The sequence below is a fragment of the Nocardioides sediminis genome, assembly GCF_003047295.1.
Lineage (GTDB): Bacteria > Actinomycetota > Actinomycetes > Propionibacteriales > Nocardioidaceae > Nocardioides > Nocardioides sediminis.
On record NZ_PZYZ01000002.1, the window covers coordinates 799862 to 825133 of the forward strand.

The 25272-nt window shown below is 72.6% G+C and carries 25 protein-coding genes; 16 read left to right on the forward strand and 9 right to left on the reverse strand.

The genetic code is table 11. From position 1 onward, the window contains the following. Positions 1 to 8 precede the first annotated feature (8 nt). The 3 genes from holA (at position 9) to DAI17_RS08555 (ending at position 2279) form a co-directional block, all read left to right on the forward strand. Positions 9 to 995 (forward strand): DNA polymerase III subunit delta, encoded by a 987-nt coding sequence (gene holA / locus DAI17_RS08545; protein ID WP_107772432.1) that lies wholly within the window; start codon positions 9 to 11, stop codon positions 993 to 995. 427 nt (positions 996 to 1422) lie between these two features. Next, entirely contained in the window at positions 1423 to 1821 is a 399-nt protein-coding gene (locus tag DAI17_RS08550; RefSeq protein WP_159081426.1) for a hypothetical protein, read from the forward strand. Beyond that, a complete protein-coding gene (locus tag DAI17_RS08555) occupies positions 1809 to 2279 on the forward strand; it encodes a hypothetical protein (protein ID WP_199905003.1) in 471 nt (156 codons plus the stop codon). The genes DAI17_RS08550 and DAI17_RS08555 overlap by 13 nt, the downstream gene beginning before the upstream one ends. Positions 2280 to 2382: 103 nt before the next feature. Here DAI17_RS08555 and rpsT read toward each other — a convergent pair whose 3' ends face one another. The 3 genes from rpsT to DAI17_RS08570 all read right to left on the reverse strand — a co-directional run bounded on the left by rpsT (position 2383) and on the right by DAI17_RS08570 (position 4764). Further along, positions 2383 to 2643, reverse strand: a complete 261-nt coding sequence (gene rpsT / locus DAI17_RS08560; protein ID WP_107772435.1) for a 30S ribosomal protein S20 — start codon at positions 2641 to 2643, stop codon at positions 2383 to 2385. A gap of 193 nt (positions 2644 to 2836) precedes the next feature. After that, on the reverse strand, positions 2837 to 3820 hold the full coding sequence (locus DAI17_RS08565) for a hypothetical protein (protein ID WP_159081427.1): 984 nt from the start codon (positions 3818 to 3820) through the stop codon (positions 2837 to 2839). Then, the gene (locus DAI17_RS08570) at positions 3817 to 4764 is read right to left on the reverse strand and encodes a protein kinase family protein (RefSeq protein ID WP_107772437.1); all 948 of its coding nucleotides are present in this window, start codon (positions 4762 to 4764) and stop codon (positions 3817 to 3819) included. The genes DAI17_RS08565 and DAI17_RS08570 overlap by 4 nt, the downstream gene beginning before the upstream one ends. 53 nt (positions 4765 to 4817) lie before the next feature. Between DAI17_RS08570 and DAI17_RS08575 the strand changes: the two genes are divergently transcribed. The 5 genes from DAI17_RS08575 to DAI17_RS08595 all read left to right on the forward strand — a co-directional run bounded on the left by DAI17_RS08575 (position 4818) and on the right by DAI17_RS08595 (position 9501). Further along, positions 4818 to 5420 carry a GNAT family N-acetyltransferase gene (locus tag DAI17_RS08575; protein ID WP_107772438.1) on the forward strand — a complete coding sequence of 201 codons (603 nt, stop codon included), beginning with the start codon at positions 4818 to 4820 and terminating at the stop codon, positions 5418 to 5420. A 38-nt stretch (positions 5421 to 5458) separates the two neighbouring features. After that, on the forward strand, positions 5459 to 5872 hold the full coding sequence (locus tag DAI17_RS08580; RefSeq protein WP_107772439.1) for a YciI family protein: 414 nt from the start codon (positions 5459 to 5461) through the stop codon (positions 5870 to 5872). A 9-nt stretch (positions 5873 to 5881) separates the two neighbouring features. After that, positions 5882 to 7030 (forward strand): RNA polymerase sigma factor, encoded by a 1149-nt coding sequence (locus DAI17_RS08585; protein WP_325049859.1) that lies wholly within the window; start codon positions 5882 to 5884, stop codon positions 7028 to 7030. A gap of 87 nt (positions 7031 to 7117) precedes the next feature. Then, positions 7118 to 8983 carry a translation elongation factor 4 gene (gene lepA / locus DAI17_RS08590; RefSeq protein WP_107772578.1) on the forward strand — a complete coding sequence of 622 codons (1866 nt, stop codon included), beginning with the start codon at positions 7118 to 7120 and terminating at the stop codon, positions 8981 to 8983. After that, positions 8983 to 9501 (forward strand): HutD/Ves family protein, encoded by a 519-nt coding sequence (locus DAI17_RS08595; RefSeq protein ID WP_199905004.1) that lies wholly within the window; start codon positions 8983 to 8985, stop codon positions 9499 to 9501. Before lepA ends, DAI17_RS08595 begins: the two co-directional genes overlap by 1 nt. On the opposite strand, the gene DAI17_RS08600 is transcribed toward DAI17_RS08595, so the two are convergent. Further along, positions 9498 to 10583, reverse strand: coding sequence for a winged helix DNA-binding domain-containing protein (locus DAI17_RS08600; protein WP_107772440.1), 1086 nt, complete (start codon positions 10581 to 10583; stop codon positions 9498 to 9500). The two genes, DAI17_RS08595 and DAI17_RS08600, sit on opposite strands and share 4 nt — an antisense overlap. 38 nt (positions 10584 to 10621) lie before the next feature. After that, entirely contained in the window at positions 10622 to 11191 is a 570-nt protein-coding gene (locus DAI17_RS08605) for a TIGR03086 family metal-binding protein (protein ID WP_107772441.1), read from the reverse strand. Between the two features lie 50 nt (positions 11192 to 11241). On the opposite strand from DAI17_RS08605, the gene DAI17_RS08610 reads away from it, so the two are divergent. Beyond that, a complete protein-coding gene (locus DAI17_RS08610) occupies positions 11242 to 12075 on the forward strand; it encodes a helix-turn-helix transcriptional regulator (protein ID WP_107772442.1) in 834 nt (277 codons plus the stop codon). Positions 12076 to 12087: 12 nt separating this feature from the next. On the opposite strand, the gene DAI17_RS08615 is transcribed toward DAI17_RS08610, so the two are convergent. Beyond that, positions 12088 to 12528 carry a hypothetical protein gene (locus tag DAI17_RS08615; protein ID WP_107772443.1) on the reverse strand — a complete coding sequence of 147 codons (441 nt, stop codon included), beginning with the start codon at positions 12526 to 12528 and terminating at the stop codon, positions 12088 to 12090. 114 nt (positions 12529 to 12642) lie between these two features. On the opposite strand from DAI17_RS08615, the gene DAI17_RS08620 reads away from it, so the two are divergent. Together DAI17_RS08620 and DAI17_RS08625 are read left to right on the forward strand one after the other, a co-directional pair. After that, on the forward strand, positions 12643 to 14670 hold the full coding sequence (locus DAI17_RS08620) for an MFS transporter (RefSeq protein ID WP_199905005.1): 2028 nt from the start codon (positions 12643 to 12645) through the stop codon (positions 14668 to 14670). Positions 14671 to 14805: 135 nt separating this feature from the next. Further along, positions 14806 to 15615, forward strand: a complete 810-nt coding sequence (locus DAI17_RS08625) for an NYN domain-containing protein (RefSeq protein WP_107772444.1) — start codon at positions 14806 to 14808, stop codon at positions 15613 to 15615. 18 nt (positions 15616 to 15633) lie between these two features. On the opposite strand, the gene DAI17_RS08630 is transcribed toward DAI17_RS08625, so the two are convergent. After that, complete coding sequence (locus tag DAI17_RS08630; RefSeq protein WP_107772445.1) at positions 15634 to 16467, reverse strand: NAD(P)/FAD-dependent oxidoreductase; 834 nt, start codon at positions 16465 to 16467, stop codon at positions 15634 to 15636. A gap of 62 nt (positions 16468 to 16529) precedes the next feature. Between DAI17_RS08630 and DAI17_RS08635 the strand changes: the two genes are divergently transcribed. Beyond that, on the forward strand, positions 16530 to 16943 hold the full coding sequence (locus DAI17_RS08635; RefSeq protein ID WP_107772446.1) for a helix-turn-helix domain-containing protein: 414 nt from the start codon (positions 16530 to 16532) through the stop codon (positions 16941 to 16943). Here DAI17_RS08635 and argS read toward each other — a convergent pair whose 3' ends face one another. After that, positions 16944 to 18668 carry an arginine--tRNA ligase gene (gene argS / locus DAI17_RS08640; protein WP_107772447.1) on the reverse strand — a complete coding sequence of 575 codons (1725 nt, stop codon included), beginning with the start codon at positions 18666 to 18668 and terminating at the stop codon, positions 16944 to 16946. Between the two features lie 24 nt (positions 18669 to 18692). Here argS and DAI17_RS08645 point away from each other — a divergent pair, with 24 nt between their 5' ends. From DAI17_RS08645 to hemW, 4 genes are all read left to right on the forward strand, one after another. After that, positions 18693 to 19619, forward strand: a complete 927-nt coding sequence (locus DAI17_RS08645) for an aminoglycoside phosphotransferase family protein (RefSeq protein WP_107772448.1) — start codon at positions 18693 to 18695, stop codon at positions 19617 to 19619. Positions 19620 to 19751: 132 nt separating this feature from the next. Then, entirely contained in the window at positions 19752 to 20954 is a 1203-nt protein-coding gene (locus DAI17_RS08650; RefSeq protein ID WP_107772449.1) for an NAD(P)/FAD-dependent oxidoreductase, read from the forward strand. Between the two features lie 151 nt (positions 20955 to 21105). Next, positions 21106 to 22926 carry an AMP-dependent synthetase/ligase gene (locus tag DAI17_RS08655; protein WP_107772450.1) on the forward strand — a complete coding sequence of 607 codons (1821 nt, stop codon included), beginning with the start codon at positions 21106 to 21108 and terminating at the stop codon, positions 22924 to 22926. 168 nt (positions 22927 to 23094) lie between these two features. Then, on the forward strand, positions 23095 to 24312 hold the full coding sequence (gene hemW, locus DAI17_RS08660) for a radical SAM family heme chaperone HemW (RefSeq protein WP_107772451.1): 1218 nt from the start codon (positions 23095 to 23097) through the stop codon (positions 24310 to 24312). 83 nt (positions 24313 to 24395) lie between these two features. Here hemW and DAI17_RS08665 read toward each other — a convergent pair whose 3' ends face one another. After that, complete coding sequence (locus DAI17_RS08665; protein ID WP_107772452.1) at positions 24396 to 25256, reverse strand: DUF3097 domain-containing protein; 861 nt, start codon at positions 25254 to 25256, stop codon at positions 24396 to 24398. Positions 25257 to 25272: the final 16 nt, after the last annotated feature.

Here is a 25272-nt window from a genome sequence, read left to right on the forward strand (position 1 = left end):
GGCCCACCATGAGTCGCACCCCCACCGCCGCGCAGGTCCTCGGTCGCGTCGTCCTCGTGACCGGCAAGGAGGAGTTCCTCAGCGAGCGCACGGTCGGGTCGGTGCGCGACGCCGTGCGGTCCCACGACCCGGAGGCCGAGATCGGCGAGGCGACCGCCTCCGACCTCACGTTGGCGACCCTGGGTGAGATGGCGGCCCCGTCGCTGTTCTCCACCACCCGCTGCGTCATCGTGCGCGGCCTGGAGAACCTCCCCGACGAGTCGGTCGACGGGCTGCTCGACTACGCCGCCGTGCCCGCCGACGACGTCGCGCTGGTGCTCGTGCACGGCGGCGGACAGAAGGGGAGCGGGGTGCTCGCCAAGCTGCGCAAGCTGTCCGCGGTGACCGAGGTGAAGTCCGAGGAGGTCAAGCGCAGCGAGCTGACCGGCTTCGTGACCTCCGAGTTCGCCGGCCACGGCGCCAGGATCACCGGCGACGCCGCGGCCTTCCTCGTCACCGCCGTGGGGCAGGACCTCCGTTCGCTCGCCGCCGCCGCGCACCAGCTGACCAACGACTTCCCCGGCGAGCCCATCGACGTGGACAAGGTCAAGCGCTACTTCGGCGGCCGCGCCGAGGCCACGTCGTTCGCGGTGGCCGACGCCGCTTTCTCCGGGCGGCGCGAGGTGGCGCTGGAGGAGCTTCGCTGGGCACTCGACGGCGGCACCGCCACCGTGCTGATCACCTCCGCGATGGCCAGCTCGGCGCGCAGCCTGGCCCGCTACCTCGGTGCCGCGCGGGGTGCTCGCGACAACGACCTGGCCCGCGACCTCGGCGTCCCGCCGTGGAAGGTCAAGCAGGTGCGCGACCAGTCGCGGTCCTGGACGCCTGACGCGATCGCCACGGCGCTGCGGGCCGTGGCCACCGCGGATGCCGACATCAAGGGCCAGGCCCACGACGCGTCGTACACGCTCGAGCGGCTGGTCCTCACCGTGACCGGCCTGCGCACGTCGCGCTGACAGGTGGTTCCGGACCGCTGGAGCACGCCGACCGGCCACTTCCTGGAAGCGCACGGCCTGCGGCGCGGTCGGGTGGCCCGCGCCGACATGGTCGGAGCGGCCGGCGGCCTGCTCCGGTCCCGGAGGCACGCGGGACGGGGAAGGACGATCGCCTCTGGTGACGGGACCCGGCGCGACCAAGCATGGAAGGCAGGTCCAGGGGCCGCCCTGCGGGCAGGGCCTCGCAGTGGAGGTCGCCATGTCGACGGGACGAGCAGTGCGCACCCTGGCCGCGCCTAGCGCGGTGGTCGGGCTCCTGGTGGCACTCACTGCCTGCGGCGGCGACGCCGGGGACACCAGCGAGCAGCCCGCGAGGACGCAGGGTTCCCCGACGGCCACCGCCACCGAGTCTCCTGACCATTCCGCGGACCAGCAGGTCGAGGTCCGTATGAGAGACGTCGCGGACGCCGAGGGCGAGCGCATCGCAGGTGTGCTGATGAGCGGGAACAAGCCGTACGCGAAGTACGCGCTCGGCGGGTTCCTGCTCGAGGTGACCGACGACCCGTTCTCCGCCGTCGCGGTCGTCGCCGACCAGCCGCCCTGGGGCCCAGACAGCTCGCAGGGGAAGCCGCTGGCCGTCAGCCCGGGGCGCTACACCTTGATGATGTGGCGAGGCCCCACACTGGGTCCCTACTCCAGCTGGGCCCCCGCCGGCGAGCCCGGCGGCACCGGCTGCCCGGTGCGGTTCGACGTGGGCGACGCGGCCGTCACGATCGTCACCGTCACCGGATTCCCGAACCAGGGCAAGGCACCATCGCTCGACACCCTGCGGCCGTGCCTGCAGTGAGCAAGGTGCTGCGCGCACTGTCCGTCACCGCTCTGCTCGCCTTCGGCCCCGCGGCACCCGCAGCCGCCACGGAGATCAACGGCACCAACGGTCCGGACACGCTCGTCGGCACCCCGACGGCGGACCTCATCCACGGCTACGGCGGGGCCGACGAGATCCACGCCGAGGCCGGCGCCGACCGCGTCCACACGGGCCGCGACGACAAGCGCGACACGGTGTACGCCGGACCCGGACCCGACCAGGTCCACAGCCGGCTCGGCGATCTCGTGCACACGGGCCTCGGGAACGACGTCGTCAGGATCGGCATCGCGCAGGCGTGGGGCATGACGCAGTTCTTCTGCGGACCTGGCTACGACCGTGTCCACGAGACCTGGGGCGGGGACCACAGCGGCGCCGGCGAACCCGACGACGGCAACGACTGGCTGGTCGCCTGGCACAGCTGCGAGGAGGTCTACTGAGGACCCGTCGACCCCGTCGACCGCCTCATCGGGAAGGGGGGAGGCCGGCAAATGCGAACGACCCGCCAGGTGTCACCTGACGGGTCGAGCAGAGCGGGTCACCTCAGAGGGAGGCGGCCTTCTTCATGATGGCCGACTTGCGGTTGGCGGCCTGGTTCTTGTGGATGACGCCCTTGGAGGCGGCCTTGTCGAGCTTGCGGGCGGCCACGGCGCCTGCGGCGACAGCAGCGTCCTTGTCCCCGGCCTCGGCGGCCTCGCGGAACTTGCGCACGGCGGACTTCAGACCGGTCTTGACAGCCTTGTTGCGCTCGTGACGCTTCTCGTTCTGCTTGTTGCGCTTGATCTGGGACTTGATGTTGGCCACAGGTGAACCTTTGCTCGCTCGTGCTGGTCAGGGAAAGCCTGGATGGTCGAAGACCGGTGTCTCGGCTGCCGACTGCCCTCGCAACGGATCGGTGGGGATCCGGGGCGCGGGGCGGCGCCGGACATGCAAGGAGAGACACTACCGCTCGCGCGCGGGAGCGCCCAAATCGTCCGTCGGGGCAGCCGAGAGCCGCTCACGCGACCCCGATCCTACGGGCTGCGGCTCCCAGGAAGCGTCTCGACTCCTTGCGCCGGAACGCGGCCAGGGTGGGCAGGTTCACGTCGACGGCCGTGTGCGCCCGCCATGCGAGGTAGGACCCCATCGCCGCGAGACACGCGGTCACCAGGTCGTCCCCGGCGGCGCGCAGCGTCGGGGACGAGGACAGCGACGCGTCGAACCACGTGCTGTCCACGCGTTCGAGCCGCGCGACCAAGGGGTCGAGCCAGTCCGGACCCCGGCCGAACGCACCCCAGTCGACGAAGACCAGGTCGCCGTCGACGCGCTGCACCAGGTTGTCGTTGCGGATGTCGAAGTGCACGACCGAGTCCGTCGGGACCTCTGCGAGCCGTGCCGCCATCGCGCGCAGGGAGTCGTGGCGCGCGAGGACCCACGCGGGCATGAGGTCGGAGGGCACCTCGTGGTGGTGGTCGAAGGCCGCCAGCCAGCCCCGGGTGGTGGCGGCGAAGTCGGTCGGTCCCGGCCGGTAGAGCGCGTGCGGTTCGTCCGCCGGGACCGCCGACGCCAGCGACGGCACGCGTTCGTTCATCACCGCTGTGAGCTCGTCGGTCTGGCGCACCAGCCGCTCCATCTCGGCGTCGGAGGACAGGTCAGGGTGCGTCCCCTCCACGTCCTCGAGCAGCAGTGCGACCCAGTCGCCGTCGTCGTACGACGCCAGCATGGCCGCCCAGAGCGGGTGCCGGCCGAGCAGCTCGAGCGCCAGCACCTCCCGCCTGAAGAGCACCGGGGTGTGGGGGTTGAGCTCGGTGCCCACGGCCTTGACGAACACCCGCGTCCCGTCGGCGCACACGAGCCGGGTGGCGCAGCCAGGTGACATGCCCCCCACCTGCTCGTGGGTCTCGACGACGACGGAGCCGACCGTCGCCTCCACCCAGGCGCGCACCCGCACAGGGACGGCGGTGTAGGGGATCCGCGCCCCGACGGCGCGCGGCGCGCTCACCACCCGCGCCGCTGCGCCAGCCAGTCCCAGCACACTTCGCCCTGCCAGCGCTGGTGGTCGCGCAGGTGCGGCGAGGTGGCCGGCACCGGCTGTTCACAGGCCGACAGGAAGTAGCCGACGTACAGGGCCAGCATGATGTCGACCGACTCGGCGGGCACGTCGCGCAGCAGGCGCCGCCGGGACATCACGGCCTCCACGTCGACCCCCTCACCGCGCGGACCGATCAGGGCGGCGAAGGAGTCGAACCAGTCGCACGCGCGCACCGGCCAGTTCCAGTCGCAGATCAGTGCGCGACCGTCGGCGTCGATGAGCACGTTGTCGGAGCGGATGTCGGTGTGCGCCAACGTGTCGCCGCCGCAGACCTCGGCGATGCGACGGGCGAGGCCCTCGGCCTCGTCGAGGTGGGGCAGGTCCGGTCGGCTGGCCCTGATCACGGTCCAGCCGTCGACGAGGGGCGCCAGGTCGTCCTCGGCGCTCTCCAGGTGCAGCCCCGCGGGCGGAGGGGTGAGCTGGTCGGCGACCACCTCTAGCGCGTCGAGGGTGGCGTCGAGGTCAGCCTGTCGCCACGGACGCCGCGGAGGCCGGGCCTCGACGTGCTCGATGCCGAGGACCACCCAGTCGTCGTCCAGCATCCACAGCAGGCGCGGCGCCGGCACCGACCCGGGGAGGGCGGCCAGCTTGCGACCCTCCTCGCGGTAGGAGTCGGCGAACGTCCTCTGCGCCTTGACCGAGGCGGCCTTGACGAAGTGCCGGGACCCGTCCTCGCACGTCAGCACGGACGCGAAGCCGGGCGTGAAGCCCGAGGTCTGGGAGACCGCCTCGACCACGACGGACCCGCACCTGCGCTCGACGTACGAACGCAGGTTGGGGGGCAGGAACGCCCACTCGAGGCGTCGGGCGGTCGCACCGGGGGGAGCGGGGTAGGCGCCGGGGCTCAGGGTCATGGGCGACATCCTCCCCGGCGCGCCCCGGTCCGGGCGAACGGGATACTGGGGCAATGCCCGAGCTGGTCGCCCCCACCCCCGTCGTACGCCGCTCCTTCCTCGAGTCCGTCGAGGAGCTGGTCGCGGAGGGCCGCACCGGGGAGGGGTCGATGCTCAAGCGCTGGATGGACCTCTTCTCCGACCGGTGGCACACCGAGGACGGGTTCGCCGAGTTCGTCGCCCACCTCGAGGCCGACGCCCGGCCCGAGGCCGAGCGCCCCACGGGCCACGTCCCCCAGAGCACGTGGTGGCTGGTGGACGGCGAGGAGTACCTCGGTCGCATCTCGGTGCGCCACGACCTGACCGAGTGGCTGCGCGAGTACGGCGGTCACATCGGCTACGAGGTCCGGCCCAGCGCCCGTCGCCGGGGGCACGCCACCCGGATGCTGCGCGAGGTGCTGCCGCACGCGCGCGCCCTCGGCATCGAGTCGGCCCTGCTGACGTGCGACGACGACAACGTCGCGTCGGCACGGGTGATCGAGGCCGCCGGCGGGGTGCTCGAGGACCAGCGCGGCGCCAAGCTGCGCTACTGGGTGCCGATGGGACCTCGGAGCACGTCGGAGGAAAGATCCCGGGCGGATGTCGAGGCCGGCCGGTCGGCTCCGTCCCACCTGTGAGAGGGCCCGACCGGGGCCCCGATACGAGGAGAAGACAGATGCCCAGGTTCCTGCTGCTCAAGCACTACCGCGGTGGTCCCGAGCACCACCACCCCGTCGTCCCGATGGACCAGTGGGCCCCCGAGGCGGTCGACGCGCACATGCGGTTCCTCGGCGAGACCTCCCGCATGCTCGAGGAGAGCGGCGAGCTCGTCGAGGGACAGGCGCTGCACCCGGGCCGCGTCTACGTCCAGTACGGCGGCGAGGGCGCGGCGCCGGTGACCACCGACGGGCCCTACCCGGAGACCAGCGACCTCGTCGCCGGCTGGTACATGGTCGACGTGGAGTCCCGCGAACGGGCGCTCGAGATCGCCGCCCACGTCTCGTCCGGCCCCGACCAGGACGGCAACCCGTTCCACGAGTGGATCGAGGTCCGGCAGGTCATGGACGGCAGCGACCCGGGCGAGGCCTGAGTCGCTGCCGTGGGCACCGTGGACGACGACCTGCTGCGGACCCTGGTGCCGCAGGTGATCGGCGTCCTCGTCCGTCGCGGCAACGACTTCGCGACGGCCGAGGACGCCGTCCAGGACGCGCTGGTGGAGGCGGTGCGGGTCTGGCCGCAGGCGCCCCCGGCGCACCCGCGGGCGTGGCTCCTCACGGTCGCCCAGCGCCGGTTGGTCGACGTACGACGCAGTGAGGCCGCCCGGCGCCGCCGCGAGGAGGCGCAGGCGGAGGAGCCCGAGCCGGGCCCCACCGAGCAGGCCGACGACACCCTGCTCCTGCTCACGCTGTGCTGCCACCCGTCGCTCTCGCCGACCTCCGCGGTGGCTCTCGCCCTGCGTGCGGTCGGCGGCCTGACGACGGCCCAGGTCGCGGAGGCGTTCCTCGTCCCGCAGGCGACGATGGCGCAGCGGATCAGCCGGGCCAAGGCGACCATCCGCGACGTGCCGCTCGACCGGCCGGGCGACCTCGCCGCAGTGCTCCGCGTGCTCTACCTGGTCTTCCACACCGGCCACCGCGGGCAGGTCGACCTCGCGGCCGAGGCCATCCGGCTGACCCGCCAGCTCACCCTGGCCAGCCCGGAGCCCGAGGTCCGCGGGCTGCTCGCCCTGATGCTGCTGCACCACGCGCGCGACGCGGCCCGGTGGCACGAGGGGCGGCTGGTGCCGCTGGACCGCCAGGACCGGAGCCTGTGGGACACCGCGGAGATCGCCGAGGGCGTGGGGCTCGTGCAGTCGGCGCTGGCGCAGGGGCGGCCGGGGGAGTACCAGCTCCATGCCGCGATCGCCGCCCTGCACGACGACGCCGCCACCTGGGAGGAGACCGACTGGCCGCAAGTCCTCGGCTGGTACGACGACCTGGTCGCCCTCGCCGGCAACCCCATCGCCCGACTCGGCCGCCTGGTCGCGCTCGCCCACGCCGAGGGCCCGGCGGCGGCGCTCGCCGAGCACGCGGCGCTGGAGGACGAGGTGGGCACCACCGCGCAGTTCCACGCGGTCCGCGCCCACCTGCTCGAGCTGGCCGGCGACCGCGACGGTGCGGCGGCGGCGTACTCCGAGGCAGCGGGCCTCACCACCAGCGCCCCCGAGCGCGACCACCTGGTCCGGAGCGCGGCGGCGCTGCGGTCCTAGGGTTCGTGGCGCCGCAGCGTGGCGTGGAAGAATGGCGCGACCGTCGTACCGTCCTCATGTAGTCGTTGCAGAAAGTCGCCCGTGTCCTTGACCAACGCGCCCCAGCCGGGCCAGACCGACCCGGCGATCATCCGCAACTTCTGCATCATCGCCCACATCGACCACGGCAAGTCCACGCTGGCCGACCGGATGCTGCAGCTGACCGGCGTCGTCGACGAGCGGGCCGCCCGGGCGCAGTACCTCGACCGGATGGACATCGAGCGCGAGCGCGGCATCACCATCAAGTCGCAGGCCGTCCGGATGCCCTGGACCGTGCCGGGGGACAACGAGGAGGGCGCCGAGCCCGGCACCTACGTCCTCAACATGATCGACACCCCGGGCCACGTCGACTTCACCTACGAGGTGTCCCGGTCCCTCGAGGCGTGCGAGGCCGCGATCCTGCTCGTGGACGCCGCGCAGGGCATCGAGGCCCAGACGCTCGCCAACCTCTACCTGGCGATGGGCGCGGACCTGCACATCATCCCGGTGCTCAACAAGATCGACCTGCCGGGCGCCAACGTCGAGAAGTACGCCGCGGAGCTGGCCGGCCTGGTCGGCTGCGAGCCCGAGGACGTGCTGCGCGTCAGCGCCAAGACCGGCGTCGGCGTCCCCGGGCTCCTCAACGAGATCGTCAAGCAGACCCCGGCTCCCGTCGGCGACGCCGACGCGCCCGCCCGGGCCCTGATCTTCGACTCCGTCTACGACACCTACCGCGGCGTGGTCACCTACGTCCGCGTGGTCGACGGCAAGCTCACCCACCGCGACCGGATCAAGATGATGTCGACCGGAGCGGTGCACGAGATGCTCGAGGTGGGCGTCATCAGCCCCGAGCCGGTCAAGGCCGGCGACCTCGGCGTCGGCGAGGTGGGCTACCTGATCACCGGCGTGAAGGACGTGCGCCAGTCGCGGGTCGGTGACACCGTCACCAGCCAGCACCACGGCGCCTCCGAGCCGCTCGGCGGATACAAGCACCCCAACCCGATGGTCTACTCGGGCCTCTACCCGATCGACGGCGACGACTACCCGACGCTGCGCGACGCGCTCGAGCGGCTCCAGCTCAACGACGCGGCCCTGACCTTCGAGCCGGAGACCTCGGGCGCGCTCGGCTTCGGCTTCCGCATCGGCTTCCTGGGCCTGCTGCACATGGAGATCACCCGCGACCGGCTCGAGCGCGAGTTCAACCTCGACCTCATCTCGACCGCGCCCAACGTGGTCTACGAGGTGCTCATGGAGGACGGCTCCGAGCTGACGGTGACCAACCCCAGCGAGTACCCCGAGGGCAAGATCGCCGAGGTCCGCGAGCCCGTCGTACGGGCCACGATCCTCAGCCCCAGCGACTACATCGGCACGATCATGGAGCTGTGCCAGGCCAAGCGGGGCAGCCTGCTCGGGATGGACTACCTCTCCGAGGACCGGGTCGAGATGCGCTACACGCTGCCGATGGGCGAGATCGTCTTCGACTTCTTCGACCAGCTGAAGTCCCGCACCAAGGGCTACGCCTCGCTCGACTACGAGCGGACCGGCGAGCAGGCCGCCGACCTGGTCAAGGTCGACATCCTGCTCCAGGGCGAGCCGGTCGACGCGTTCTCGGCGATCGTGCACCGCGACGCGGCGTACAGCTACGGCGTGATGATGGCCGGCAAGCTCAAGGACCTCATCCCGCGCCAGCAGTTCGAGGTGCCGATCCAGGCCGCCATCGGCGCGCGCGTGATCGCGCGCGAGAACATCCGCGCGATCCGCAAGGACGTGCTCGCCAAGTGCTACGGCGGCGACATCACCCGCAAGCGCAAGCTGCTGGAGAAGCAGAAGGAGGGCAAGAAGCGGATGAAGATGGTCGGCCGCGTCGAGGTCCCCCAGGAGGCCTTCGTGGCCGCGCTCTCCACGACGCAGCCGTCGGAGAAGACGAAGAAGTAGTGGCGACCGTGGTCCGCTCTGCCGACGTCGCACCTCAGCCGTGGACGAACGGCGGGGGTACGACGCGTGAGCTGCTGCTCGGCCCCGACGGGTCGTGGCGGGTCAGCCTGGCCGACGTCGACACGGACGGCCCGTTCTCGACCTTCCCCGGCCGGCACCGCCTGCTCACCGTGGTCGACGGGCCCGTGCTGCGGCTGGTCGTCGACGGCGAGGAGGTCCTCGTCGAGCCGCGCCGGCCGTTCGCCTTCGACGGCGGCGCCGAGGTCTCGGCCTCCGTCCCGGAGGGGCCGGTGCGGGTGCTCAACGTGATCGCCGAGCCGGCGGTCGAGGCGTTCGTGACGGTGCTCGAGCTCGGGCGCACCTCGGCCCTCCCGCTCGCCGACGACCAGGCGGCGCTGGTGCTCCAGGGCCGGGCGTCGGCCGGGGACGCCGAGGCGGCGGCGTACGACCTCGTAGTGGGGCCGGGCGACGTCTCCGGCCGGTGCACGCTCGCCGTGGTCACCCTCCAGCGCCGCTAGACCCGCTCGCGGGTGAGGATCACGTCGGTGACCGTGATGCCGAGCGCCGCCTCGAGCCCGGCGACCGGCCCGTCGAGCTCGGCCTTGCGCGGCCTGCGGGTGCCGGCGAACCAGACGACCTCCAGCGGCCGTCGCGTGCCGGAGCCGGCCGCCCGCCACCAGCCGGTGATCCGGCCGTCGACCAGCAGCGGCGGCAGCACCATCCCGTTGTTCTGGATCCACAGCCGTCGCAGGTGGGCGGGCTCGGCGAACCGCTCCCGGGCGGCGGGGTCGTAGCCGCACATGAGGGCGTCGAACTCCGGCAGCAGCCGCACCCCGTCCACCGCGCGGGGCGCAGGGGCATCCGGGAGGTCGACGTAGGTCCGGCCGTCGGGGCCGACCTCGCCGTCGAGGCCCAGCTCGTCGAGGACCTCGTCGACGACGCGCAGCCCCAGCTTGGACCACCACGCCAGGTCCTGCCGGGACGCGGGACCGTGGCACCGCAGGTGGAGGTGCACGGCGTCGGCCGGCGTCGCGGGCACGGCCGGGAGGAGCGTGCGGTAGACCGGCGCACCCTGTCCGGCCCAGTCGCCGTTGACCGGACGCCGGACGAGCCCGCCGTGCCCGAAGGCGAGGTATCGCCCCGCCTGCTGGCCGGTGACGTCGTCACGCCCCTCGTGCGCCAGCAGCCACCGGTGGAGGTGCTCCTGGAGCTCGTCGGTGCTGCGCCAGTCCGCCGCGAACCGCTCGGTGTCGGCCCACAGGTCCTCGACCGTGCTCCGCTCGAGCCCGAGCATGCGTTGCCGCAGGGTGCGCTGGCCGACGCGGGTGGCCGCGCCCAGGACGGCGTACTGCTCGGGGGTCGCGGTGTGGACCGTGCCGCGGATGGTGCTGCCGCGCACGATGGTGCCGTCCTCGTACGCCGCGCCGACGGCGTCGCGCGTCACCCCCGGGAACCGGGCCGCGAGCCCGAGGAACGGGGAGCGGGCCGTCTGGGACTGCACCGGACCGACGAGGTCGATCATCCCCGGGACCTCCGGGGTGGTGGCCGGGAACTGGCGGGCCAGCGCGAGGCCGGCCAGGTCCTCCCACGTGAGGGTCACGCGGCCACGCTAGTGACCGAGGAGGACAGGTGCTGTCCTCAGGACGGACGCCAGCCCGGGTCGCGCCCGAGTCGCGCGAGCAGCCGGTCGGTGGCCGACGCGTCGTCGGCGACGGGGACGGCGGCCGAGCAGACGCCCTCGGAGTAGAGCGCGTCGCCCCAGCCGTCGGCCGTCGCGTGCAGGGCGGCGGCCTCGCCCTCGCTGACCGACCAGTCCTGGCCGGTCGCTCGGGCGACGTCCGAGCCGTGCACGACCAGGTCCCAGCCGTAGAAGTCGGCCATGGTCGCCGCGATCGTCGTACGCCCGAAGTACCCGTCGTACTCCCGCTCGGCCACGCCGTCCCGGGCCAGCACGTCGGCGACGGCGGCGGCGTGGGTGCGCCACGCGGCGGCCGGGTCGCCGAGGTCGGGCGCGACGCCGACGTCGAGGCCCTGGCGGGCCAGGAAGTCACGCTCGGTCCCGATGGTGTGGGCGACGACGTCGCGCACGGTCCACCCGTCGCAGGGGGTGGCGGCGTCCCACCGCTCGCCGGCGGCGTCGAGGATGGCCGCGAAGGTCGTGGCCCGGTCGGTGAAGTGCTGTGCTGTCTGCGTCGCTGTCGATGTCATGTCGCCACGCTCGCAGGCCGCCGTCGGTGGATCTTGTGATAATCCGACACATGCCGGCCACCGGGGGAGCGCGACCCGTCGACCCGGTCGACCGCGCCCACCTGACGGGGGTGACCCGCCCCTCGCCGCCGATCCACCGCTACGGGCCGTCGCCGCACCTCGCGGACCTGGTCGACCGCTACTGGATCCCCGTGTGGTCGCTGGCCGAGCCGTCGACGCAGAGCACGCTCCAGCACCCCGTCTGCCTGCTGGTGGTCAGCAACACCTACGCCCGGATGTACGGCGTGGTGCGCGGCCGCTCGAGCGTCACGCTGGAGGGCGACGGCTGGGCGGTGGGCACGATGCTCACCCCGGCCGCCGGCCGCCTGGTCCTCGGGCGGTCCGTGGCCACGGTCACCGACACCCACCTCGACCTGGCCGAGGTGGCCTCCCTCGACGCCCACGCGCTGGTCGCCGAGGTGCGGGCGGCCATGGCGACCGACCCCCACGACCCGGACGCCCACACGCTCGCGGTCGCGGCGGTCGAGCAGCGCCTGGCGGCCCACCTCCCGGTCGACGAGCAGGGCCTGCTCGTCAACGAGCTCGTCGCGTGGTTGCGCGAGCACCCCGAGGTGACCCGCGTGGCCGACCTCGCCGCCCACGCGGGCCTGAGCGAGCGCAGCCTCCAGCGCCTCATCGAGCAACGGGTCGGGCTCAGCCCGAAGTGGCTGATCCAGCGCCGCCGCCTGCACGACGCCGTCGAGGGCCTCAAGGCCGGCGAGCAGTCGCTGGCCGACATGGCCGCCCGGCTGGGGTACGCCGACCAGGCCCACTTCACCCATGACTTCCGGACGGTCACGGGGATGACGCCCGGGGAGTTCCTCGGCGACCAGCCGCGCCGCTGAGATCGGCGTACGTCACCACCACGAGTAGCGGCCGTGCAGCCGCCCGAGACGCGACGGCACCGGCGCCTCCCCGGAGGTCGCGGTGCGCTGGTGGACCAGCCGGAGCACCTCGGCCAGCGTCGGGTCGTGCCAGCGCTCGTCCTCGTCCGCATCGAGCAGGGCAGGCATCGGTCCGCCGCGTCGGTGCCGGCGAGCGGCCGGCCGCGGACGCCCTTCGACGTGCTCGATGACACCGAGCACGAGGTGCGCGTCCGCCAGGGGCGCGCCCGGCCAGAGGAGCTCCATCCCCTCGGGCGCTGACCGGAGCTCCGCGAAGCGCGGAGCGAGGTCGGCGACCACCGACGCCGGGAGCTCCAGGGCGACGGGCCACAGGGCGTCCTCCCCGTACCACCAGAGCACGCGCGCCAGGGAGAGCGGCGAGGTGATGACGTAGCTGATCGCTGTCGGGAGCACGGTGTCATTCTCCCCGGCACCGCGCCTGGGGCACGGACGGCTCGGGGCAGCGCGCGACGCTAGGGTCGGCTCCATGCCTGTCGCCCTCGGAGTCAACGTGCGTCCGGGCTGCCCGTGACCGCCACGACGACGACCGTCGAGACCGAGCGCCCGCGTCGCTCGGGGCTGATCGTCCTGGTCCTGTCGCTGTGCGGCACGGCCGTGTCGCTGATGCAGACGCTGGTCGTGCCGCTGCTGCCGGACTTCCCCCGGCTGCTGGACACCAGCTCCGACAACGCCTCCTGGCTGGTGACGGTCACCCTTCTCACCAGCGCGGTGGCGACGCCCATCCTCTCCCGGCTCGCCGACATGCACGGCAAGCGCCGGATGATCCTGGTCTCGCTGGTCGCCCTGCTCGCGGGCTCCTTGCTCGGTGCCGTGGGCGACTCGCTCGAGGTGCTCATCGCCGCCCGGGTGCTGCAGGGCTTCGCCCCCGCGCTGATCCCCATCGGCATCTCCACGATGCGCGACGAGCTGCCGCCGGAGCGGATCGGCGGGGCGGTCGCGCTGATGAGCGCGACGCTCGGCATCGGCGGAGCGGTGGGGCTGCCGCTCTCCGGGGTGATCTACGAGGCATTCGGCTGGCAGGCGGTCTTCTGGGGCAGCGTGGTCATGTCCGTCGTGATGCTGGCGCTCGTCCTCACCGTGGTGCCCGAATCGGGCGTGCGGACGCCCGGGCGCTTCGACTGGCTGGGCGCCATCCTGATGTCCATCGCCTTGACGGCCCTGCTGCTGGGCATCTCCAAGGGCGGCGTGTGGGGCTGGACGTCGCAGTGGACCCTGCTGTCCTTCACGGTGGCGGTGCTGTTCTTCGCGCTGTGGGCTCCCTGGGAGCTGCGCACCGGCGAGCCGCTCGTCGACCTGCGCACCTCGACGCGCCGCCCGGTGCTGCTCACCAACGTCGCGTCGCTGCTGGCCGGCTTCGCCATGTTCGCGAACCTGCTCGTCGCCACCCAGCAGCTGCAGATCCCCGTCGAGTCGGGTGTCGGGTTCGGCCTCGGGGTCACCGAGGCCGGTCTGGCGATGCTGCCCGGCGGCGTGCTGATGGTCCTGATGGCGCCGGTGTCCGCATCCGTCACCCGGAGGTTCGGCGCGCGCACCACCCTGATCGCCGGGCTGTGCATCACGGGCTTCGGGTACGTCGTGCGGGTGCTGTTCGACGGCTCGCTCGTCGAGCTCATGGTCGGCGTCTCGATCATCTCGGTCGGCGTCGCGGTCGGCTTCGCAGCGATGCCGGTGCTCATCATGCAGTCGGTGCCGATCAGCGAGACCGCCGCCGCCAACGGGCTCAACACGGTGGTGCGCTCCATCGGGACCTCGACGTGCTCGGCGACCGTCGCCGCTGTCCTCACGGCGGGCGTCGCGGTGGGGAGCGCCTACCCGTCCGAGGCGGCGCTGCACGCCATGAGCTGGATCGCCGCGGTGGCCGCGTTCCTCGGTGCCGCGGTCGGGTTCCTCATCCCGGCCCGGCCGGCGCCCGTCCTCGCCGCCCGCCCCACGGTCCCCGGCGAACGACCCGCGGTCGCGCGGGGCGACGCCGTGCGCCGGGCCGACGTCGGTGCCGAGGTCGTCGTACGCGGTCGGGTGCAGCGCACCGACGGCAGGCCGGCGCGCCTGGCGGTGGTCTCCGTGCTGGACCGGGGCGGCCGGCAGGCCGACTGGGCACGCGCCGACAACGACGGCCGCTGGTCGGTGGTGCTGCCCGGGCCGGGGGAGTACCTCGTCGTCTTCTCCGCGGAGGGCTGGGCCCCGCGGTCGGAGCTGCGCCAGCTCTCGTCCGGGACCGACTCGGTCCTCGAGCTCGACGAACGGCTCACGGTCGCCGGCGTCGTCTCCCGCGGCGGGTGGCCGATCGACGACGCGCTGGTCGTGCTCACCGACGCCTCGGGCGAGTCCGTGGGCGCGACCCGGACCGACGAGGGGGGTCACTACGAGCTCGGGCTGCCGCCGCTGGGTCGCTACGTCCTCACGGCACTCGACCCGCACACGGGGTTCGCCGAGTCCGAGGACGTCGTGATCAGCGCGCAACGCCGACGCTTCAACCTGGTCCTGCCCGAGCTGGCGGACCCCCAGCGGCCGGACGTCGCGGCGCCGGTGCCGTGACCCGGCTGCGGACTCGTCTCGGGAACCGAGACGAGTGGTCCAGACAGACACACCCGTTCGGGTGATTCCCACGTCGCGGACGGCGGCGACGCGTCATCGTCGGGGTGTCGAAGACGTCCGGGGGGATGTGCACACATGACACATGTTGAGGAGTGGCCGCCGGCCACCCGACAGGGATCGCTGGTCACCGAGCCGAAGGTGTCGCTTAGCGCGCTGGTCAGGCGGTGGCTGGCGGTCAGCGACGACCTCGAGCAGCAGGACCGCGGGGGACCGTCGCGCGGGCAGCGCGGCGGTGACGCGAGCGCCGCGCTCGACCCGGCGCTGGTGGCGCCCGAGTCGACCGTCGAGTACCCGGAGCGCGTCGTCGATCCGCAGGGCGCGGCTGCCCTCGGCCTCGACGAGGGGCAGGATCGCGAGGGCGTCGCCCGGGTCGCCCTGCCCCGTCGACGCCGCGGGCGGACGCGGCCGCAGCTCGCGCGGCGGTTGGCGGTGCTCATCGACGCGCGGGTGGTCACGGCGGAGTCGGCCGACGAGGTGTTCGACCTGCTGGCCGACCACGGCTCCGTCAACGTCGCCCCTGCGTACGGCGACTGGTCGTCACCCGAGGGCCAGGAGCTGATGCCTCGGCTGCGGCACCACGGCATCCAGCCGTGCCACCAGTTCGCCCCGGCCCACGGCCGGGCCCAGGACGAGAGGTCGCTCGTCGCCCTGACCGTCGACGCGGTCGACCTGGCCCGCGACGACGCCGTGGACGCGGTGGTGCTCGTGGGTGACCTCACCTCCGCCTACCCGCTCGTCCAGCGGCTCAACGCCGCCGGGGTCGCGGTGATGGCGTTCGGTCCCTCGGACAGCCCGGAGGACGTGCGGGGGATGTGCGAGGAGTTCACGGACCTCGAGCTCCTCCACTCCGCCCCCGCCCCGAGCGCCGGCCGCCACCGCGCCTGACCCGGACCGGCGACGGCGTCAGTGCGCCGGCATGACCATGTCCCGCAGGACCGAGGCGCCCGCCAGCTGACCGGCGTACGCCGCCGCGAGCACCGAGGCCATGGGCATCGGCAGGTCGGCGACGTGCGCGAGGTCCCCGGCGGCGTACACGCCTGGGACGCTGGTCTGGCCGAGCAGGTTGACCGCGACGCACCCGCTCTCGCGCAGCTCGAGGCCGAGCTGGGCGGCGAAGGGCGCCGCCTGCTCGAAGGCGGGGTGCGCGAAGAGGCCGTCCACGACGACCTTGCCGGACTCCGACTCGACGTGCAGGCCCTCGGAGGTCATCTCCACCGCGGTCACCGGCGGGACGACCTCGACCGAGGCGGCGATCGGCGACAGCATCGCCACCTGGTGCCCGGCGGCGGGGGAGTCCTGGACGGCGACGCGCTTCCCGGACATCTCGTGGCCGTGGCAGAAGGGGCACATGTGCACGGTGCGGCCCCACTGCTCGGCGAAGCCGGGGACGTCGGGCATGACGTCGCGCACGCCGGTGGCGAGCACCACCGTGCGCGACCCCACCACCGTCCCGTCGGCCAGCGTGGCCGAGAAGGTCCCGTCGTCCCGGCGCGCGACCGTGGAGGCCGCGACGTCGCGGACCTCGACGTCGGAGTACTCCTCGAGCTCGCCGCGGACGATCGCGCGGAACTCCGCCGGGTCCCGACCGTCGTTGGTGAGGATGTTGTGCATGGCGTCGACCGGGGTGTTGCGGTAGGCCCCCGAGTCGAGGAGCAGCGTGGGTCGGTGCATCCGGCCGAGGGTCAGGGCCGCCTGGAGGCCGGCGGGACCGCCGCCGATGACGAGTGCGTCGTACATGTGATCTCCCTGGATCGGTGCTGGGCTTGTCAGGTGGGAGCAGCCTGTGACTTCATGTCGGGATGAAGTCAAGCCGTGATCGCACGTGGTCCGTCGGTGAGGTCGCCGAGCGCTTCGACCTGCCCACCAACGTCCTCCGACACTGGGAGTCGGTGGGCCTGCTCGAGCCGGTTCGCGACAGCGCGGGCCGGCGTCGCTACGGCCTCGACGACGTCTCGCGCGTCGCGGCGATCCAGCGCAGCAAGGCGGCCGGCATGTCGCTCGACCAGGTCTCGGTGATGCTGCACGCGGACGCGCCGGAACGCCACGCGGTCCTCCAGGCGCACCTCGACGACCTCGACCGGCGGATGGAGGAGATGCGCATCTCCCGGGCGATGACCGAGCACGCCTTCAGCTGCCGCGCGCACGACATCTCGACGTGCCCGGGCTTCCAGAAGTACCTCAGCGACCTGGTGGCCGCCTTCGACCAGGCGTAGTCACATCTGCTCGGGCGTCTCGATCCCCAGCAGGTCGAGCCCCTGGACGAGCACCGCCAGCGTCAGCCCGGCCAGTGACAGCCGCGACTCGCGCAGCTGCGGCGTCGCCGCCCGCAGCACCGGGCAGTGCTCGTAGAACGCCGAGAAGTCCTGGGCGAGGTCGAACAGGTAGGTGCACAGCCGGTGTGGCTCCAGGGTGTCGCCCACCTCGGCCACCACGGTCCCGAACCGCAGGAGCTGCAGGGCCAGCGCCCGCTCGGCGGGCTCACCCAGGACGATCGGGGCGGCGTGCGACGGGACGACGCCGGCGGAGCGGAAGATGGAGTGGATGCGCGCGGCGGCGTACTGCAGGTAGGGGCCGGTGTTGCCGGTGAAGGCGAGCATCCGGTCGAGGTCGAAGACGTACTCCGAGTCGTGGGCGACCGACAGGTCGGCGTACTTCACCGCCCCGATGCCGACCACCGGGGCGATGGCGGCGCGGACCTCCTCGGCCAGCTCCGGGCGGGTCGAGTCGACCTCGCGACGCGCGTTGGCCTGCGCCTCCTCGAGCAGCGCCATCAGCCGAAGAGGGGCGCCGGAGCGGGTGCGCAGGATCTTGCGGTCCTCCCCGAGCACGTTGCCGATCTTCACGTGCACGACCTCGACGTCGTCGGGCAGCCAGCCCGCGAGGCGGGCGGTCTCCCAGACCATCTCGAGGTGCAGCGCCTGGGGTGCGCCGATGACGTAGAGGCAGCGGTCGGCGCCGAGCCGCTCGACCCGGTGCCGGATCGTGGCCAGGTCGGTGGTGGCGTAGCCGTAGCCGCCGTCGGACTTGCGGATGATCAGCGGCACCGGCTTGCCCTCGCGTCCGGTGTGGCCCTCGAGGAAGACGCACAGCGCGCCGTCGCTGACCGTGGCGAGCCCCTTCGCCTCGAGCTCGTCGCAGATGCCTGCGAGGTCCGCGTTGTACGTCGACTCGCCCGCCAGGTCGTCGTCGGTGAGGGTCACGCCGAGGGTGCTGTAGATCCGGTTGAAGTAGTGGCGCGAGAGCTCGACGAGCTCGGCCCACAGCCGCAGCGTCTCCTGGTCGCCCGCCTGGAGCGCGACCACCCGCGCCCGGGAACGGGTGGCGAAGTCCTCGTCGCCGTCGAACTCCGCCCGGGCGGCCTGGTAGAAGGCGTTGGGGTCGCTCTCGAGGAGCAGCGCCTCCTCCGAGCCCTCGCCCACGGCGAGCAGGTGCTCGATGAGCATGCCGAACGGCGTGCCCCAGTCGCCGATGTGGTTCTGCCGCACGACCCGGTGGCCGAGGTGCTCCAGGGTGCGCGCGAGCGCGTCGCCGACGACCGTGGTGCGGAGGTGGCCGACATGCATCTCCTTGGCGACGTTGGGGGCGCTGTAGTCGATCGGGACCACCTGCGCCTCCTGGGTCGGCACGCCCAGCCGCGGGTCCGCGGCGAGGCCGCCGAGCAGCGAGGCGACCCAGACGTCGTCGAAGGTGATGTTGAGGAAGCCCGGCCCGCTGATCTCGACCGTCGCCGGCAGGTCGTCCAGCTCCGCGACGACGCGGGCGGCCACCTCCCGCGGGGAGGTGCCGACCCGCTTGGCGAGCGCGAGCGCGGCGTTGGCCTGCACGTCGGCGTACTGGCTGGGGCGCAGCACCGGATCGGCCCCCTCGTGCTCGGGGCCCAGCGCACGCCCGATCGCGGCGGAGATCGCGGGGGAGAGGACGTCGCGGGGGTCGGTCATGCGCGGAAGCCTAGGGTTGCCGCCATGCCGTTCCCCATTCCGCCCGGCCTGGACGCCCAGCGGGGGCTGGGGCCGGACTGGGCGGCCTGGCTGGACCGGCTGCCGCGCCTGGCCGCAGACGTCGTCGAGGAGTGGCAGCTCACCCTCGACGGGCCGCCGATGCACGGCTACTGCTCGCTCGCCCAGCCCGTGCGGACGACCGGGGGCCGTCCCGCGGTGCTCAAGGTCTCCTTCGACGGCGACGACGAGTCCCTCCACGAGGGCCTCGCCCTGCAGCGCTGGCACGGCGACGGCGCGGTCCTGCTGCTGCGCGCCGACCCACACCGGCGGGCGCTCCTGCTCGAGCGCCTGCACACCGAGGACCTCGGCGACCTGTGTGACGTCGAGGCGTGCGAGGTGGTCGCCGGGCTCTACCGCCGGCTGCACGTGCCTGCACTGCCGCAGCTGCGCACCGTCACGTCGTACGTCGAGCGGTGGACCGCCGCGCTCGCCCGGATGCCGCGCAACGCACCCGTTCCGCGCCGGCTGGTCGAGCAGGCGCTCGCGCTGGCCCGCGACCTCGTCGCCGACGAGTCCAGCAGCGGCGTCATCGTCCACGGCGACCTCCACTACGCCAACGTGCTGGCCGCCGACCGCGAGCCCTGGCTGGCCATCGACCCCAAGCCGATGGACGGCGACCCCCACTACGAGCCGGCCCCCCTGCTCTGGAACCGCTGGGACGAGCTGGCGGTCGGCCAGTCGGTCCGCGAGGGACTGCGCCGGCGCTTCCACACCGTCGTCGACGCCGCCGGCCTCGACGAGCACCGGGCGCGCGACTGGGTGGTGGTCCGGATGGTCCTCAACGCGCACTGGTCGGTCCAGGACGCCGAGCGGGCCGGGCGTGACCTCGACGCCGGCGAGCGGGAGTGGATCACCCGGTGCATCGCGATCGCCAAGGCCGTCCAGGACTGACCCGGACGGGGCCACTGAAGGACCGGGGACCCGGGACCTCCGGCACCGAGCGCGGGTCCATCAGCCCTGCTCCGGCACATGCGCACGCCGGTAGCAAGGAGGTAGGAGATTCCCCACCCCCGGAGGTGCACGATGCGCACGAAGGTCCTTGTCCTCGGCACGAACTTCGCCGGCCTGACGGCAGCACTGGCCGTCCGGCACGAGCTGCACGGGGACGTCGACGTCACCGTGGTCAGCCCGGAGCGGACGTTCCTGTTCACGCCGAGCCTCATCTGGCTGCCGTTCGGCAAGCGCGACCGCGAGGACATCACCTTCGACGTGGTGCCCACCCTGGAGGAGCACGGGGTCGGGTTCGAGCACGCCGCGGCCACGCACGTCGACGCGACCACGCGCCGCGTGACCCTCGACGACGGCCAGGTGCTCGGCTACGACTATCTCGTCATCGCCACCGGCTACCGCAACCAGGCCGACGTGGTGCCCGGCTTCGCCGAGAACGCCGTCACCATCACGACGCTGGCCGAGGCCGAGCGCACGGCGCTGGCCTGGCAGAAGTTCCTGGACAACCCGGGCGACGTGGTCATCGCCGCCACCCAGGGCGCCGGCTGCTTCGGGGCGGCGTACGAGTTCCTCTTCAACACCTCGTACCAGCTGCGCAAGGCCGGGCTCCACAACGACGTCTCGCTCACCTACGTCACCGCCGAGCCGTTCCTCGGGCACTTCGGCATCGGTGGGCTCCCGCACGGCGAGAGCCTCCTGGGGATGTTCCTCAAGAAGGAGGGGATCGACACCCGGCTCGCGACCCCCATCGACCACGTCGACGACGGCGCGCTGGTCCTCGGCGACGGGGAGGTGCTGCCGTTCGCCTTCGGGATGGTGGTCCCGCCGTTCCTCGGGCAGGAGTTCCTGGCCGGCACCCCCGGCCTGGTGGACGCCAAGGGCTACGTCCCGGTCCGCGACACCTACCAGTCGCAGGCCTTCGACGACGTGTACGCCGTGGGCGTGGCCGCCGCCGTCGAGGTGCCGTGGCAGACCCCGACGCCCGTCGGGATCCCCAAGACCGGGTTCCCCACCGAGACCCAGGCCAAGGTCGCCGCGCGCAACATCGCCGCGCAGGTCCGGGGCGAGGAACCCGGGGAGCACAAGGAGTTCGGCGACATCCCCGCGATCTGCGTGATGGACGCGGGCAACAACGGTGTGGTGATCCTGGCCGACAAGATGCTCCCGCCGCGCAAGCACGGGATGCTGATCCCCGGCCCGCAGGCGCACCTGATGAAGCTCGGCTTCGAGAAGTACTTCCTGTGGAAGATGCGCCACGGGCACGTGCTGCTGCCGTGACGGGTGCCCGGGCCGGGACGCCCGACCCGCAGGGGTGGGATGACCAGTCCGCGAGTTTGCTACCGCCGCGTAACCGGGTGATCTAGGTTACTCCCCAAGCACGTCAGCCCTCACCCGGGTGAGCACCCACCCGATCGACCCAGGGAGTCCCATGCCGATCCAGCACGACACGAGCTTCGTCGACAACCTCAAGCCCAACGTGGCGGTCCTCTTCCTCGACCGCGTCGCCAAGTCCCCCTCCAGCGAGGCCTTCCGCTACCCCAAGGGCGAGGCCTGGGAGTCCGTGACCTGGCAGCAGGCCGGTGACCGTGTCGAGGCGCTGGCGGCCGGGCTGCTCTCCCTCGGCCTCGAGCCCGAGCAGCGGGTCGGCATCGTGTCCGGCACGCGCTACGAGTGGATCTTGGCCGACCTCGCGGTGATGTGCGCCGCCGGCGCCACGACCACCGTCTACCCGACCACCAACGCCGAGGACACGGCGTACATCCTCAGCGACTCCGAGTCGCACTTCGTCTTCGCCGAGGACGACGAGCAGGTCGCCAAGCTGCGGGAGCGCAAGGCCGAGCTGCCCCACCTCGTCAAGGTCATCACCTTCGACGGGGCGACCGACGGTGACTGGGTCATCTCCCTGGACCAGCTCGCCGAGCTCGGCACCGCCTACCTCGCCGAGCACCCGGGGGTCATCGCCGAGAAGGCCGCGGCCATCGCGCCCGACCAGCTCGCCACGCTGATCTACACCTCGGGCACCACGGGCCGCCCCAAGGGCGTCCGGCTGCAGCACCGGTCCTGGGTCTTCGAGGGCGAGGCCATCCGGGTCCTCGACATCCTCGACGAGAACGACCTGCAGTTCCTGTGGCTGCCGCTGGCGCACTCGTTCGGCAAGGTCCTGCTGTCCACGCAGCTCGCGTGCGGCTTCGCGTCCGCCGTCGACGGCCGGGTCGAGAAGATCGTGGACAACTGCGCGACGGTCAAGCCGACGTTCATGGGCGCCGCGCCGCGCATCTTCGAGAAGGCCTACAGCCGGATCCAGACCATGCAGGCCGCCGAGGGTGGCGCCAAGGAGAAGATCTTCCACAAGGCCTTCGAGACCGGCCTCAAGGTCGAGGCGCTCAAGCGGGAGGGCAAGTCTGTCCCCCTCACCCTCAAGCTCCAGCACGGCCTCTTCGACAAGCTGGTCTTCAGCAAGGTCCGCGAGCGCTTCGGTGGACGGGTGCGCTTCTTCATCTCCGGCGCCGCCGCGCTCAACTCGGAGATCGCCGAGTGGTTCAACGCCGCCGGCATCGTCATCCTCGAGGGCTACGGCATGACCGAGAACTCGGCCGGCGCGACCGTCAACCGGCCGGGCGACAACCGCATCGGCACCGTCGGCAAGGCCCTCCCGGGTGCGGAGGTCAAGATCGGGGACGGGGACGAGGTGCTGCTGCGCGGGCCGCACGTCATGGACGGCTACCACAACCTCCCCGAGGAGACCGCCCGGGCGCTCGACGCCGACGGCTGGCTGCACACCGGCGACAAGGGCTCGCTGGACGCCGACGGCTACCTCACCATCACCGGCCGCATCAAGGAGCTCTTCAAGACCTCCGGCGGCAAGTACATCGCCCCGCCCGCGATCGAGTCGAAGTTCAAGGCGATCTGCCCCTACGCCAGCCAGTTCATGGTGTTCGGCAACGAGCGCAACTACGTCGTCGCGCTCGTCACCCTCGACCCCGACGCGATGGCCGGCTGGGCCGCCGAGAACGGCATGGAGGGGGCCTCGTACACCGAGATCGTCCAGAGCGCGCAGGTGCGCGAGATGGTCGCGGGGTACGTCGAGGAGCTCAACGCCAAGCTCAACCGCTGGGAGACCATCAAGAAGTGGGAGCTCCTCGACCACGACCTCACCGTCGAGTCGGGCGAGCTCACCCCGTCGATGAAGGTCAAGCGCAACGTCGTCGAGGACAACTACCACGACACGATCGAGAAGCTCTACGCCTGACCTCTGGCCCTGCTCCGGGTCCCCGCACAGGACCGCACAGGATCGCGACGCCGAACGGGTGTCGGTGGGAGACCACCGGCACCCGTTCGCGTTCCCGGCTCGGTCGAGGCGGACACGTCGCGACCCTCGATGTGCCCGTCCGACCCCCCTCGGTGACAGGATGGGCGAGTGCCCCCCGCTCAACCCGTCGGTGACCCCGCGCCGTCGGACGGTTCGATCCCCGACGACGCGTGGGCGGAGTTCGGGCACCGCCCGTTCGGCCTCTACGTCCACGTGCCCTTCTGCACCGTGCGCTGCGGCTACTGCGACTTCAACACCTACACCGCCGAGGAGCTCGGGGACACCCCCGGCGCCTCGCGGTCGTCGTACGCCGGGGCCGTGATCGACGAGATCCGGCTGGCCCGCAAGGTCCTCGGGCACCGCGACGTCAAGATCGAGACGATCTTCTTCGGCGGGGGTACGCCGACCCTGCTTCGGCCGGCGGACCTCGGCGCGGTGATCGCCAGCGCGGCCGCCGAGTTCGGGCTGGCCGACGACGTCGAGATCACCACCGAGGCCAACCCCGACAGCGTCGCGGCCTGGGACCTCGAGGAGCTGCGGTCGGCCGGCTTCAACCGGATCAGCTTCGGCATGCAGTCCGCCGTCGACCACGTGCTCGCCGTCCTGGACCGCACCCACGACCCGCTGCGGGTTCCCGCCGCGGTGCAGTGGGCCCGGGCGGCCGGCTTCCAGGAGGTCAGCCTCGACCTCATCTACGGCACGCCGGGGGAGTCGCTGGCCGACTGGGAGACCAGCCTGGACGCCGCGCTGGCCTGCGAGCCCGACCACGTCTCGGCCTACTCCCTCATCGTCGAGGAGGGCACCGCGCTGGCCCGAAGGGTCCGGCGCGGGGAGCTGCCGGTGCCCGACGAGGACGACGCGGCCGACAAGTACGACCTCGCCGACGAGCGCCTCACCGCCGCCGGGCTGGAGTGGTACGAGGTCTCCAACTGGGCGCGACGGCCCGAGAGCCGCTGCCGCCACAACATGCTCTACTGGACCGGCGGCCACTGGTGGGGTGCCGGCCCGGGGGCCCACTCCCACATCGGTGGCGTGCGGTGGTGGAACGTCAAGCACCCCGCGGCGTACGCCGACCGGCTGGCCGCCGGCCTGAGCCCGGCGCAGGGTCGCGAGCTGCTCTCCGAGGCCGACCGCCGCTTCGAGCGGATCCTGCTCGAGATCCGGCTGCGCGACGGGCTGCCGGTGCTGGCGCTGGGCCGCACCGGTCGCGCCCAGGTGGCGCGGCTGGTGGAGGAGGGGCTCGTCGAGCTGGTCACCGAGCGGCTCGTGCTCACCCGGCGTGGTCGGTTGCTCGCCGACGCCGTGGTGCGCGACCTCACCGCCTGACCCACGTAGTTTGGGACGAAATCGGTGGTCTGAGGGCGGTTCCGCCTACGAGATCGCCCCAAACTACCCGGCGCGGATCGATCTCAGGAGCCGGGAGCGGTGACGAAGTCGATCAGCTCCTCGACCCGCCCGAGCAGCGCGGGGTCGAGGTCCTCGAAGCCGCGCACGCCGCCCAGGATGTGCTTCCAGGCCCGCGCGATGTCGGCCTGGTCGCGGTGCGGCCAGCCGAGCTGCTGGCAGGTGCCGGTCTTCCAGTCGATCGACCGGGGCACGTCGGGCCAGCGCTCGAAGCCGAGGCGCTGCGGCTTGACGGCCTGCCAGATGTCGATGAACGGGTGGCCGACGATCAGCACGTGCTTGCCGACCTCGGACTTGGCGATGCTGGCCGCGATCCGGCTCTCCTTCGAGCCCCGGACCAGGTGGTCGACGAGCACCCCGACCCGCCGCTGGGGCCCGGGTCCGAAGTCGCGCAGGTGGTCGGCCAGGTCGTCCACGCCGCCGAGGTACTCGACGACCACGCCCTCGATGCGCAGGTCGTCGCCCCAGACCTTCTCGACGAGCTCGGCGTCGTGGCGGCCCTCGACGAAGATCCGGCTGGCCCGGGCGACGCGGGCCTTGGCGCCGTGGACGGCGACCGAGCCGCTCGCCGTACGCGTGGGACGGGCCGGCGCGGAGCGGGTGACGGGGCGGGTCAGCACCACGGGACGGCCCTCCAGCAGGAAGCCGGGGCCGAGCGGGAACGTACGCCGCTTGCCGCGTCGGTCCTCGAGCGTCAGCGTGTCGAGGTCCCGGTCGACGGCGACGACCTCGCCGCACCAGTCGGTGGTGACCTCCTCGACGACCTGGCCGAGCTCGGCCGGGGTCTCGGCGGCACGCCCGTTCCTCGGGGCGCGCCAGTCGGTGGCGAGGACGTCGGAGCCGTAGCGGTCTGCGGGGGAAGGCACCGCACAACGCTAGGCG

Excerpts from the sequence above, each read along its gene's own strand:
- DAI17_RS08650 (WP_107772449.1), top strand. The coding sequence starts at position 19,752 with ATGCGCACGAAGGTCCTTGTCCTCGGCACGAACTTCGCCGGCCTGACG.
- DAI17_RS08605 (WP_107772441.1), bottom strand. The coding sequence starts at position 11,191 with ATGACATCGACAGCGACGCAGACAGCACAGCACTTCACCGACCGGGCC.
- argS (WP_107772447.1), bottom strand. The coding sequence starts at position 18,668 with ATGACCGACCCCCGCGACGTCCTCTCCCCCGCGATCTCCGCCGCGATC.
- holA (WP_107772432.1), top strand. The coding sequence starts at position 9 with ATGAGTCGCACCCCCACCGCCGCGCAGGTCCTCGGTCGCGTCGTCCTC.
- DAI17_RS08625 (WP_107772444.1), top strand. The coding sequence starts at position 14,806 with ATGACACATGTTGAGGAGTGGCCGCCGGCCACCCGACAGGGATCGCTG.
- DAI17_RS08645 (WP_107772448.1), top strand. The coding sequence starts at position 18,693 with ATGCCGTTCCCCATTCCGCCCGGCCTGGACGCCCAGCGGGGGCTGGGG.
- DAI17_RS08635 (WP_107772446.1), top strand. The coding sequence starts at position 16,530 with ATGAAGTCAAGCCGTGATCGCACGTGGTCCGTCGGTGAGGTCGCCGAG.
- DAI17_RS08575 (WP_107772438.1), top strand. The coding sequence starts at position 4,818 with ATGCCCGAGCTGGTCGCCCCCACCCCCGTCGTACGCCGCTCCTTCCTC.
- DAI17_RS08630 (WP_107772445.1), bottom strand. The coding sequence starts at position 16,467 with ATGTACGACGCACTCGTCATCGGCGGCGGTCCCGCCGGCCTCCAGGCG.
- DAI17_RS08570 (WP_107772437.1), bottom strand. The coding sequence starts at position 4,764 with ATGACCCTGAGCCCCGGCGCCTACCCCGCTCCCCCCGGTGCGACCGCC.
- DAI17_RS08610 (WP_107772442.1), top strand. The coding sequence starts at position 11,242 with ATGCCGGCCACCGGGGGAGCGCGACCCGTCGACCCGGTCGACCGCGCC.
- DAI17_RS08550 (WP_159081426.1), top strand. The coding sequence starts at position 1,423 with ATGAGAGACGTCGCGGACGCCGAGGGCGAGCGCATCGCAGGTGTGCTG.
- DAI17_RS08655 (WP_107772450.1), top strand. The coding sequence starts at position 21,106 with ATGCCGATCCAGCACGACACGAGCTTCGTCGACAACCTCAAGCCCAAC.
- DAI17_RS08580 (WP_107772439.1), top strand. The coding sequence starts at position 5,459 with ATGCCCAGGTTCCTGCTGCTCAAGCACTACCGCGGTGGTCCCGAGCAC.